Below are 12,388 nucleotides of genomic sequence, written 5' to 3' on the forward strand. Positions count from 1 at the left end.
GTGAATGTTTTGAATTATAAAGTGGTAAATAAAAATAATGTTAAATATATAGAATTTGCTTCTGAAGTATGGAAACTTTCTTCAGAGCAAGATGTGGTGGATTGTATATCTATTTGTATGGAAAATGACGTTTATACAATTATGTTTCATTCAAATGTATTATCTGAAGATTTTTTCAATCTTAAGACTGGGATTGCGGGTATGGCGTTGCAAAAATTTATAAATTATCACGTGAAAGTCGCAGCCATTATAGAAAATGAAGAAAAACTTAATGATAGATTTAAAGAAATGATCATGGAATCTAACAAAGGAAACAATTTTAGAACTTTTAAGGACACTGCAGAAGCTGAAAGTTGGATTTCGAAATTATGATACTAAGGAGAAAATAGATGGAGATGGGCAAAGTATTTAAAACAAATGAAGGAAAAAATGATGTTATAAAATTTTATGATAAATTCCTTCAAAAATTGGCACTATCATATGAAAAGTTTTATGTAAATACGAGATATGGAAAGACGTTTATTATAGCTAGCGGTGAAAAAAGTAATCCACCTCTTATATTACTGCATGGCAGTGGCATGAATTCTGTAATGTGGTTAAGAGATATAAAGGAGTATTCTAAAACTTACAGAGTGTATGCTATAGATATGTTGGGTGAGCCTGGGAAAAGTGATGAAAATCGTCCTTCATTAATTGGGTCTTCTTATGCAGAATGGCTTAAGGAGGTTTTTGAAAATTTATCAGTTGAAAGAGCAAATATTATTGGGATTTCATTAGGGGCATGGCTGGCAATAAAGTTTTCAGTAAGTTATCCAGAAATGGCATCTAAACTTGTATTGCTTTGCCCATCTGGCGTAGGCCCACAAAAGAAATCTTTCATTTTTAAAGCTATTGCTTATGGGATTTTGGGAGAAAAAGGCATAGATAAATTATATTATAAAGTTAATGGAAATCAGCCGATACCAGAAGAAATGTTAAAATATCAAAAGCTTATAGGAAAGAGCTTCAATTATAGAAAAGAGACAATTCCTGTATTTTCTGATAATGAATTAAAGCTATTAACCATGCCAACAGTGTTATTTGTGGGAGCAAAGGATATAATGTTACATTCAGATAAGACTGCAAGGCGTTTAGGTAATTTACTTCCACATGCGCAAATAAATATTTCACCTAAGGCTGGACATTCAAATGTTAATGATGTAAATAAGATAATAGAATGGTTTAATTTTAGTGATCAATAAATATTTTATTACATTAAAAATGAAGCAGGTGTATTTATATATATAATAATAATGAATATAAGAATACAAGTATTATATATAAAAAACTTAAATTAGATTGAAAAAGTAAATATAAGCAAAAAGGCTCAGGGATTTAAACCTAGAGTCTTTTTATTTTAACCCTATAGATAGGCAAACTGCAACTTAGAATTAAATGAAAACAGTAATGATGAATTTTATTAAAAAATAATAAGAAATCTTAGGTTTGCTACGGAATATTTAAAGAAATATGACTTGTGGGAGCAAATTTGACCATGTATAGAGATGTTTTTCCAATAATATAAAGAATGGTTTTAAAATAACAAAATATTTCATGAAAACCAATGATGATAATAATACGAATTTTGATGAAAAGATGGTATAATAATATTATTAGGTCAAAAATTGTATAAAATATGAATTTAGGATCGATATTAAAGAGGATTAATCATCTTAAGTTCAAGTATTAATTATATTAAAGGGGGATATTATGAGAAGTATAAAAACAAAATTAACAGTATTCTTTGGGCTGATAATAGGAATTGCATGTATTGGATTAGGCATAGTTTCTGTTATAAGCTCATTAAATGGATTAAAGTCAAATTTAAATAAGACTTTACCTAGAATTGCAGAGCAAACTGCAAGTAATATTCAAGGAAGAATTGAGGGAGAATTAAATTCACTAGAGGCTATTGCTGCAAGACCAGATATAAATAATCCTAATAGTTTATTACAAGACAAACTTTCGATTCTTTCAGGCGAAGTTAAGAGGACTGGCTGCAATAGACTAAGTTATATAGATAAAGATGGAAATCTTATAAATACATTGGGATTAACATCTAATGTAAAAGATAGAGACTATTTTAAGAAAGCTATGAGTGGTACAAAGAGCGTATCAGATCCGTTAATAAATAAAACTGATGGAACTCTTCTAGTTATATATGCGGTTCCCATTAAATACAATAATGAGATTGTAGGAGTATTAGCGGAATCACAAGATGGTAATGACTTAAGTGATTTAACAGATCAAGTTAAGTTTGGGCAAACAGGCGCTTCATTTATGATAAATAACAGTGGAGTAGTAATAGCCCATAAAAATAGGGACTTAGTTACTCAAATGTATAATGGAATTGAGGCAGCAGAAAAGGATGCTAATTTACAGGGGTTAGCAAATATTGAAAGGAAAATGATCTCTGGAGAAACAGGATTGGGCGAATATCAATATGAAGGTGTAGATAAGTTTGTAAGCTATGCTCCAGTAAAAGAAACTAATTGGTCTGTAGGGGTAACAATAACAAAAAATGAAATACTATCAGAATTAAGCACTTTGGAAATTTCAGTTGCGATATCATCCATAGTATTCATATTAATTGGACTTGGTATAATATACATAATTTCAAATAGTATATCTAAAGGAATAAAGTCTACATCAAAGCACTTGGAATTACTAGCAGAAGGTAATCTATGTGAAGAAGTTTCTACTAGGTATTTAAATTCAAAAGATGAAATCGGTGTTATGACTAATGCAATGAAATCAATGCAAGAATCTTTAGGAACAATGATTAAAAAAATGAAAGAAAATTCTTCAAATATTAATTCACAATCAGAAAATCTAGCATCGATATCAGAAGAGATAGCAAGCGTATCACAAAATGTTGCAGAAGCAATATCTGAAGTTGCGAAAGGGACAAGTAATCAATCTGAAGAGTTAATAAATATAACAGATATTCTTGATGAATTTAGTAATAAGTTATCCAGAATGGTTAAAGAGATACAAGTTGTAGATTCGAATTCTAGAGAAATAAGTTTAATGGCAAATGATAGCAGTAGTGAAATGAAAGGATTGAATCAATCAGTAATAAATGTGAGCAATTCATTTAAAGAGTTTTATAGTAAAGTTATATCACTTGGAAAAGACATAAACGAAATAAATGAGATTACAAGTCTTATAAATAGTATTGCAGAGCAAACAGATTTATTGGCACTAAATGCGGCTATTGAAGCAGCTAGGGCAGGAGAAGCAGGAAGAGGATTTTCAGTAGTTGCTGATGAAATAAGAAAGCTTGCTGAACAATCAAAAGAATCATCTGAAAATATTAGTAAATTAATAAGTTTAATATCTAACAATGCTGATATTATAGTTCAGGAATCGACTACTATGGATGATGAAATGAGAAATCAAGGTAAAATTATAGATAATTCAATAGCATCTTTCAAGAAAATAATACAAGCAGTGGATGAAGTGATTCCTAAAATTGAAACAGTTAAAAGTTCTGCTGATAACATAGAAAATGATAAGAATGCCATTTTGAATAGAATAAATGGATTATCTTCAATTTCAGTAGAAGTCTCGGCATCAGCAGAAGAAATTTCAGCATCATCAGAGGAAGTGAATGCTTCAACAGAAGAAGTAGCATCTTCTGCACAAATGCTTAGTGATATGACTAACGAAATGATAGAGGAAGCAAATAAGTTTAAAGTTTAAAATAAAGCATCACTATAAATTTAATATCTATAGTGATGCTTTATCTGTTTTAATAATTGTAATGTCTCTAAGTTTAGACTATAACTTTGATATATTTACTTAGATAATTGGATCTCATCTCCAACGGTAAATGCATTAATTAAACTTATAGTTGGGTCGTAGTTTATTTGAGTATTTACGTCCTTTTTTACATTATTAAATTCTACAATATAACCTAAAGAATCATTTGGGTCTTTATAGAAAGTAGTGCGTTCGTTACCGTCGTAATAATCATGATCATAATAATCTTTTTTACTATTCTCATCTTTATAATCCATAAACAAACTACCTGCTAGTAATAAGCCTTCTTTTTGATTTGCTCCTTTTAGGTAAACTTTTACGCTATTATCGTCTCTTTGAATATTATAGATTTCGCCTTTACTTCCATCAGAAAAATCAAAAGTCTTGGCATAACTTACATTATTGATAGTTTGCATGTCTTTATCATTATGTTCTTCTTTATATAAGTTTTTTTGATCCTTTGAGTTAATAGTAAAACTTATAGGGATTAAGCTTATGGATGTTTGATCTTTTATTTTTTCATAAGTTGCTCCTTCTGCTTCATAAGTAGTTACTATTGACCTGTCATCTTTATCACTGCTAGATGAATAGCTGTTAGAATGTCTCAACGAATACATTTTATCTCCAGCTTTTAAGATAAAGGAATGTTCGGTTAATACATCATTATTTCGCATTAAAGAAGTTTCTTCCGGTTCAGTGAAAGAAAGATGAGTGCCCAAAATATCGGATTCTAACTTATTAAATGTAGAATCAAATTGAGGAATATTAATTGAATAATCCTTTTCCATTGAATTTTTTAATGAGTCTGAAAAATCAACGTTTGCATCTAATCCAACATTAACCTTGTATTTTTGCATTACTACATCAATTCTTAAAGGGCCTTTTTCAGGTAATACAGATTTATTCAATCTATATTCAATGGTTATAACTAATGTCTTGTCATCTGTATGCCTAAATGACGTACTTCCACCATTAAATTTATTGTCACCATAATTTAATAAAACATTTGCTTCTTCTCTGTCATCTTTATCAAAAGGCGTTGGGGTTTGGATCGTGATTGTAGCTTTGAGGTCATTTTTTGTTCCAATAACACTATTTAGAGTTATTTTAACTCCATTTTGCTCAACAGAATTGTTATTTCCAATTAATCCAGAGTTAACTGCATAGGATGATTGAGCTTGTACATTATCAACAGCAAAGGCAGGCATTTGAATAAGTCCGATAATTAAAGCAGCTCCTAGCATGGAACTTAATAACCTATTTGTTTTTTTGTTTATCATAAAATCTCCTCACTTTAATAATTTTTTATATGGATATAATTTTCCATAAATTTAATATAGAGTTCATTAATTTGATAGTTTTATTTCATCACTCATTTTGTAAGTAGTAATTTCTTTTATCATAGGACTAATATTTAAAGTAGCAGCTTTATTTTTATCAACATTATCAAATTCTACAATGTAGCCAAGGGAATCTTTTGGATCCTTATAAAAGCTTGCAAACTTATTGTAATTATAAATAGTAGGATCATTTTGTCCTTTAAGATGATTGTAGTTCAAAGAAATATTGCTTGCTATAATTAAACTTTCTAATTCAGACTGTCCTTTGCAATATACCTTTACACTATTATCATTTCTTTCAACATTATATATTGTACCCTTCAATCCTCTAGAAGAGCTGAACTCTTTTTCATAAGTTAAGTTGTTTGCAGAGTCGGTGGTAGTGTTTTTATTACTATTATTAGATATCATAAGAGAATCATCCATTGAGACTTTATAAAGTATTGGAATTACACTTATATCCTTTCCATTTTTAACAGTATCATAATCTGGCAATTTAGATGCATAATACCCAATAAATGTTCCGTCGTCTCTAAGGCTACTTATTCTAGAATTTAATTTATAAAAATTGTTATCAACTTTTAATAATATTTGTGAATCCCAAAAATCATTATTGCCATCAATTTCATCTTCATTGTGTTTAGGACGAGTATAGCTTATGGTTGTCCCCATAGAATCTGAATCTAATTGTTTCAAAGTATAATTAATCTCAGGTATTGTTCCTGAAATATTTTTAGTAAATACTTTATTAATAGAATTAGTGAAATCTACAGGTACATCCATGCCAATATTAACTTTATAATTTGAAAGGACTACATCAACTCTTAAGTTTCCACTTTCAGGATATTCACCTTCGTAATTATTTTTTTCTAAGGTTAAAAACATAGTTTTATCATCTGCATATTGCCTAGAAGAGGTAGAGCTAAAGCCATAATCTTTGTTCCCATATGATACTTGAAAAAGCGAATTATTATGTTCAATTGCTTTAGGATCAGTGATTCCTTCAATTTTAAGAGTTACCCTTAAATTATGTTTTGTAGCTAGTGCACTACTAACAGTCACCTTAATCCCATTTTCTTCTGAACTTTTATTTATAGCTATAGAATAATCTTTAATTGGTGTAGCCGTATTATCTGTATAAGTAGCACTGGCACTAGTTGTTGTAGCAGTAGTGGCGGCTGTTGCTGCTATAGTATCATCAGCAAAAGCTGACGTATAAGTTATACCGGAAGCTAACATAAATGTCATGATTCCAAATATAGGACCAAGGGTTTTGATCAATTTTTTATTTATCATAAATATCTATCTCCTTTACTATAGTTTGTATGTAAAACTTTGTAAGAAATTTTATCTCCAATGGTATTGTATACCATTTCTTCAAAATTTTCATCTTAAATTTATCATAATTCTCATAGTGAGCAACTAGAAAATAATAGATCAGTATGCTACTCTATTTATTATTTATAGACAGATGTTAATTCAGATAAAATTACGGATATTACTGGTATAAATTGAAGGAATAAAAATTTTTTCTAAAAATGAACCAATTAATAACTTAATGTCTCTAATATATAGATGCATCGATAAGAATCGAAGGGAGAGAGCAAAGTGTCTGAAGAAGAACTTGTCATAAAAATCCAGTCTGGTGATATGAACGCATTAGGTGAATTGTTTGAAATATATAAAAATGAATCATTCAAATACTCATATCTTATTACAGGTAGCAAGTATACAAGTGAAGATATTGTACAAGAAGCATTCATAAGCTGTTATAAAAATATAAAAAGTCTTAAAAATCCTGAATTTTTTAAATCATGGTTTTTTAAAATGCTTACGAGAATTGCGTGGAGATATGCAAAAAAAGATAAAAAATCACTGCCAGTTGATAACATTTTTGAAAAATTAGATGAAAAAAATATTGATACTTCTATAGAGCAATATTTAAGAAAAGAGCAAAATAATAATCTTTATGCAGAAATTGAAAAGCTTGATTTAAAACAGAAAACAGTAATAGTTCTATATTATTTTAATGGTCTTACAGTTAGCGAAATTGCAAAAGTAATGGGATGCTTTGAAGGAACGGTCAAATCGAGACTTCATAGTGCAAGAAAAAAATTAAAAAGCAGTTTAATTAAATGTGACGATGAATATAATCATAGAAATTTGAAGAGGGTGGGACTTGATGGATAAAAATTTTGATGAAAATATAGATCAAAAAATTAAAGAGGCCTTAATTCATAAAGCAGATGATGCTTCATTACCTGAAAATATGTTTTTCAAAATTAGAAATGAAATATTAAGAGAAAAAGATAATAAAGGAGTTTTTACTATGAAACATAAATTATTAAATCCAAAGACATTCATAATTGCAGGAATGGTCATTATTGCAACAACCGTAACATGTGTTGCAGCAACTAATCTTTCTGGAATATTTGGTTCAACATCTCATTTAACTGAAATTAAAACTTTTCCAAGTAAAGATAAAGTAAAAGAGACTGTTGGCTTTACACCTAAATATGTTGAATTCTTTAATAATGGATTTAAATTTGATACATTTAATTATTCAAACAATGAAGTACGTAATGAAAAAGGAGACGCTACTGAAAAATACAAGAGCGCAGATTTTGATTATAAAAAAGATGGTTCTAAAAAAGGCCAGATTTTAGCTATGTCTGCTGAAAAAACAGATGAGAAATCTTTTTATGGAAACATGCCCAAAAATGCTTCTGAAGTAGAATATAATGGAGTTAAAATCATATACACTAACAGTCAATACAAATCAGTTCCAGAAGGATATAAACCAACAGACGAAGAAAAAGACTTAGAAGATAAAGGGCTTCTTGAAATTGGATATGGAAGTGAAAAAGATGAAATAAAGGTTAGTCAAAATCAATCAGTTATGTGGTATGAAGATGAACTATCTTATTGCATTATTAATATGGATTATACTGAACTAAGCAAGGATGACATGATCAATATGGCAAAGGAAGTTATAGGATAAAAATAAGCTCTGAGGAATTACACGACGGGCTTTGTTTAGTGAATGTGTAAAGATGGGCTACATTGTGGATATAAATTCCAAAATGTAGCCTGGTTTATTTCAATATATTATTTTGAAATTTCTTTATTCTTTATATAATCCTCCCACCAAATAGTTAATTCATAAAGTAATGGTAACAGATTTCTTCCTTTATAAGTTAAGGTGTATTCTACTCTTACAGGCATTTCATTATATTGATTTCTAATAACTAACTCATCATTCTCGAGTTCACGTAATGAATTTGCTAGCATTGTATTTGTTATTCCGGATACGTCTCTTTTTAATTGATTAAAGCGACATACGTCCTTTCTTAGTAACTGCCCTAATATATTCAGTTTCCATTTGCCTCCGATTACTTCCAATGCATATTTTATACAGCATTTTTCATTAAAATCTGATTCCTTTATTGTATTTAAATATTTCTCTAATTCTTGTTTGCTTGCCATATCGATTCCTCCCTAGGTAAGAAAAATAATACCTAATCATTAAATTCTGCGTTCTTGTTAATATATATTTATTTAAGTACAATAATTATACCAAGTACTTTTATTTGAGTAAATATCAAATGAAGGAGAATAAATATGGTAAGTAGACAGTTAATCTAATTTAAGAAATATTTGTATTTAAAAGGAGAGATATTAAATGTCAAAAGTAGTTATTTTTAATGCTAGTCCAAGAAAGAATGGGTATAATTCAAAATTATTAGAACAAGTGGCAAAAGGTGCTGAGTCTAAAGGTGCTGAGATTATAGAATTTAATTTAAACGATGCTGGGATCCGTGGATGCCAAAGCTGCTTCTATTGCCGTACCCATGATGGTTGTGCTATTAATGATTATCTTAAACCAATGTATGAGGCTATTAATGAAGCAGATGCTATTGTATTTGGATCTCCAATCTACTACTATCAAATTACAGGTCAAGCAAAAGTTTGGTTAGACCGTACATTTCCATTGATTGACCATGATGGAAACACCATTACACCTAGACATCCAGGTAAAAAGGTAGTAACAATATTTACTCAAGCTAATTCAAATCCTGAAGTAGGTGCAGAAGGTATTAAATATGTTACTAATGTCTTCAACGCATATGGTTGGAAATTAGAGGACAATATTCATGTTTGTGGAGCTGAGTTTGTTCCAGATTCAAAAGCGTTAGAGGAGTTATCTTTAAGAGCATTTAAGGATGGGGAAAATCTAGTTGGATAAAATCCTAGAAAGATATAAAACTTATAAAAATTAAAGTGTAATGAAGATAGAACATTTAAAGCTAATTGTTCTATCTTTTTAATATTTAAACATAAATATTAAAAAGTCTTTTTTAATGTATCAAATTGCTTAAAGAATTCCATTATTTCTTGGAGGGGTTTTTGCTGTCCACTTAGAAACCATTTTCGCCAAACAGCATAAACGCCTGCTGACATGAAAGTTGTCCAGTATTCACCACTATCAGGAGCATAAAATTTGTTTATTTCTTCTATGAAAATCTGCTGAATGATTGGTTCATATCCACGGTCAACAGATGAGAGTAAATCATCACTAAAGGTGCTGAAGAACTTTAATTGGATATCAAATTTATCAGAGAAGGATGGATTCTGATGAATCGTATAAAATACAGCCGCAATCTTTGGCTGGTAGTACTCATACAAAATCTGCTCGAGATCGTTAAAATTTCGGTAAAAAGCCATGCGGCTTACCCCTGCCCGTTTACAAACTTGTGAAACTGTCAATTCTGACAACTTTTCTGTTGCAAGCAACTGCAGCATAGCTGTTGTTATAAAATCCTTTGTATCTTTTTTGATGGCTTGCGAGTGATTTGTTGCTGCCATTACAATACCTCCCTTATTGTCACATATGATCGCTTCTGTGTTGATTTCATCTTGATAATAGTATATGCTAATTGCACAGAGGTTACAAGTGAAACCTTAGTGAGGGGGAATTTATTATGGAAAAAGAATTAGTTTTAGTAACAGGTGGAAGCGGCTTTATTGCCGTACACATAATATTAAAGCTTTTGAAACGGGGATATAGAGTTCGTACAACACTTCGTACATTGTCACGCCAAGATGAGGTTAAGTCAATGCTTGCAAAAGGCGGAGCAGTTGATTTTGAAAATCTTGAGTTTATACAGACAGATTTGACAAGTGATATAAACTGGATAGAGGCTGCAACTGATGCAAATTATGTTATTCATGTGGCATCACCAACACCAGCCACACGTCCTGATGATGGTGATGAAATGGTGAAAATGGCAGTTGATGGTACATTGCGAGTGATGAAGGCAGCGAAAGCGGCAGGTGTTAAACGTGTAGTCCTAACTTCTGCCTCAGGGGCAGTGCTTTCAGGCCATAAATCTCATCCGGAAATTTTTACAGAGAAAGATTGGACTGACTTGTCAGGCAATATTGATGCATACCAACGTTCAAAAACTATGGCAGAGCTTGCAGCTTGGGAATTTGCAAAGAAAGAGAATATTGAACTCTCAGCTGTTAATCCTGTGGCGGTCATGGGACCTGTACTTGGACAGGATTTTTCTCACTCTAATCAAATTATTCGCGCGATGCTAAATGGGGATATGCCATTCCTCTTAAATATTGGATTTGATTACGTTGATGTGAGAGATGTTGCAGAATTACATTTGCTTGCGATGACATGTCCAGAAGCAGCTGGGGAGCGATTTATTGCTACTACAGGTGAAAATCTGACATATAAAGAAGAAGCGAAAATTTTGCAGAGATACTTAGGAAGTACAGCAAAAAAAGTATCTACTAAGGCACTGCCGGATTTTATGATTAAATTTATGGCAATTTTTAAAAAGGATTTACGTATGCCAGCAACGTTTTTAGGACAAAACACAGCTTGTAGCAACGCAAAAGCTAAAAAGTTACTTGGCTGGCAGCCAAGATCAGCAGAAGAAGCAATCGTGGCAACTGCAAAAAGTATGATTGAACTTGGATTAATTGATAAATAGACATTAAAATTATACTAAGGTTCTCTAGATAGCAGACAATCATTAAGTTTTTGAGTTGTCTTCTCTTAAGCAAAAATAGCACTTGACAGCGACACGGTGAATAGTATCGTAAATAAAGGCGAAAAAACAGCCCAGAAGCAATATATTACAATGCTTCTGGGCTGCTTTATATTAAGGAATATTGGTGATAAGCAGAAATGACCGACACTTGAGTTACAAGAAAGAGGCATCAAGCTTTTCAGGCAGGTTTTATTACAAGTATAATATTCATGGTGATAGGAATTATTCCAGCTTTGTTTCTAACCAACAAGGTGATGGAGGACAACAAAATATCAGCAATGACCGACAATGAATCAGAATAAAAAAGATGAGTAGTTCTATTATTTGCTGATGTTACGGAGAACTTCATCATAAGCAAATAATAAGGCAGAGAATGTTTGGTATTAGAATTACTTTTTTATTAAATGCAACTTTTAGTTGTCAACTGTGTTATATTTAGGTGGTAGAAATATGATAATATTGTAAGTATACTAATACCAGGAGGGGTTAAACTATGAGTTTTCAGGAACAATTGCAAACACTTAGAAAAGCAAAAGGTCTATCGCAAGAAAAATTAGCTGAATTCTTAGGCATATCAAGACAATCAGTTGCAAAATGGGAAGTAGGACAGTCATATCCAGATATAGCTAGATTAATTGCATTAAGTGAGTTCTTTAAAGTAAGCATTGATAAATTAGTCAATGATTATGAAGAAAATTGTAGGTTATCAATAGAAGAAAATAAAGTTAATAATATAAATAGAAATATAATTGATTTTCTATGTAGGGCTAAAAAAGCTACGTATGCTGGAAATGGTGGAGAGTGTAAATCTTCAAGACCAAATTCGCATGATTTAGAATATGTAGAAGGAAACTTAAAATATATTGATACCTATTTAGGTGGAGAAAGATTTTCTGGGGAAGAAGGTTTGTGGCAAGATGATATTCCATTTTGGTCAATGAATTATACTGGAAGAGTTTTGGATGAAAGATTTTCAGATAGTTTTTTAAAGGAAGCTTTGAGTTTAGTAACTGAAGAGAATCCATATAGAGGTCCTATTATTTATCAAAATGGACAGTATAAATATCATTGCATTATAAATGGTGAATTTAAGTGGTTTCAAGGGCATGAGGAAATATATTTTGGTAATATTAAAGTTTATGAATGTTATTTTCATGGAGGATCAATTAAATAGTT

At 30.7% G+C, this 12,388-nt stretch carries 12 protein-coding genes; 8 read left to right on the forward strand and 4 right to left on the reverse strand.

The window, feature by feature from the left end; translation table 11 throughout:
• Window positions 1-9 precede the first annotated feature (9 nt).
• The 3 genes from L1S46_RS10595 (at window position 10) to L1S46_RS10605 (ending at window position 3,744) form a co-directional block, all read left to right on the forward strand.
• On the forward strand, window positions 10-372 hold the full coding sequence (locus L1S46_RS10595; RefSeq protein WP_238948695.1) for a DUF4180 domain-containing protein: 363 nt from the start codon (window positions 10-12) through the stop codon (window positions 370-372).
• A 17-nt stretch (window positions 373-389) separates the two neighbouring features.
• Complete coding sequence (locus L1S46_RS10600) at window positions 390-1,241, forward strand: alpha/beta hydrolase (protein ID WP_238899948.1); 852 nt, start codon at window positions 390-392, stop codon at window positions 1,239-1,241.
• 508 nt (window positions 1,242-1,749) lie between these two features.
• On the forward strand, window positions 1,750-3,744 hold the full coding sequence (locus L1S46_RS10605) for a methyl-accepting chemotaxis protein (RefSeq protein WP_238899949.1): 1,995 nt from the start codon (window positions 1,750-1,752) through the stop codon (window positions 3,742-3,744).
• A 95-nt stretch (window positions 3,745-3,839) separates the two neighbouring features.
• On the opposite strand, the gene L1S46_RS10610 is transcribed toward L1S46_RS10605, so the two are convergent.
• Together L1S46_RS10610 and L1S46_RS10615 are read right to left on the reverse strand one after the other, a co-directional pair.
• Complete coding sequence (locus L1S46_RS10610) at window positions 3,840-5,084, reverse strand: DUF4179 domain-containing protein (RefSeq protein ID WP_077830584.1); 1,245 nt, start codon at window positions 5,082-5,084, stop codon at window positions 3,840-3,842.
• A 66-nt stretch (window positions 5,085-5,150) separates the two neighbouring features.
• On the reverse strand, window positions 5,151-6,440 hold the full coding sequence (locus L1S46_RS10615) for a hypothetical protein (RefSeq protein WP_238899950.1): 1,290 nt from the start codon (window positions 6,438-6,440) through the stop codon (window positions 5,151-5,153).
• A 312-nt stretch (window positions 6,441-6,752) separates the two neighbouring features.
• Here L1S46_RS10615 and L1S46_RS10620 point away from each other — a divergent pair, with 312 nt between their 5' ends.
• Together L1S46_RS10620 and L1S46_RS10625 are read left to right on the forward strand one after the other, a co-directional pair.
• Window positions 6,753-7,334 (forward strand): RNA polymerase sigma factor, encoded by a 582-nt coding sequence (locus L1S46_RS10620; protein ID WP_077830586.1) that lies wholly within the window; start codon window positions 6,753-6,755, stop codon window positions 7,332-7,334.
• Window positions 7,327-8,145 (forward strand): hypothetical protein, encoded by an 819-nt coding sequence (locus tag L1S46_RS10625; RefSeq protein ID WP_238899951.1) that lies wholly within the window; start codon window positions 7,327-7,329, stop codon window positions 8,143-8,145. Before L1S46_RS10620 ends, L1S46_RS10625 begins: the two co-directional genes overlap by 8 nt.
• A 107-nt stretch (window positions 8,146-8,252) precedes the next feature.
• On the opposite strand, the gene L1S46_RS10630 is transcribed toward L1S46_RS10625, so the two are convergent.
• On the reverse strand, window positions 8,253-8,630 hold the full coding sequence (locus L1S46_RS10630) for a helix-turn-helix domain-containing protein (RefSeq protein ID WP_238899952.1): 378 nt from the start codon (window positions 8,628-8,630) through the stop codon (window positions 8,253-8,255).
• 196 nt (window positions 8,631-8,826) lie between these two features.
• Here L1S46_RS10630 and L1S46_RS10635 point away from each other — a divergent pair, with 196 nt between their 5' ends.
• On the forward strand, window positions 8,827-9,390 hold the full coding sequence (locus L1S46_RS10635; RefSeq protein ID WP_238899953.1) for a flavodoxin family protein: 564 nt from the start codon (window positions 8,827-8,829) through the stop codon (window positions 9,388-9,390).
• A 98-nt stretch (window positions 9,391-9,488) separates the two neighbouring features.
• Here L1S46_RS10635 and L1S46_RS10640 read toward each other — a convergent pair whose 3' ends face one another.
• A complete protein-coding gene (locus tag L1S46_RS10640) occupies window positions 9,489-10,010 on the reverse strand; it encodes a TetR/AcrR family transcriptional regulator (RefSeq protein WP_012059788.1) in 522 nt (173 codons plus the stop codon).
• Between the two features lie 116 nt (window positions 10,011-10,126).
• Between L1S46_RS10640 and L1S46_RS10645 the strand changes: the two genes are divergently transcribed.
• Together L1S46_RS10645 and L1S46_RS10650 are read left to right on the forward strand one after the other, a co-directional pair.
• Window positions 10,127-11,152 carry an aldehyde reductase gene (locus L1S46_RS10645; protein ID WP_238899954.1) on the forward strand — a complete coding sequence of 342 codons (1,026 nt, stop codon included), beginning with the start codon at window positions 10,127-10,129 and terminating at the stop codon, window positions 11,150-11,152.
• 553 nt (window positions 11,153-11,705) lie between these two features.
• Window positions 11,706-12,386, forward strand: coding sequence for a DUF5680 domain-containing protein (locus tag L1S46_RS10650; protein ID WP_238899955.1), 681 nt, complete (start codon window positions 11,706-11,708; stop codon window positions 12,384-12,386).
• Window positions 12,387-12,388 lie beyond the last annotated feature (2 nt).

It is taken from the genome of Clostridium sp. YIM B02500 (assembly GCF_022324665.1).
Classification (GTDB): Bacteria; Bacillota; Clostridia; order Clostridiales; family Clostridiaceae; genus Clostridium; species Clostridium beijerinckii.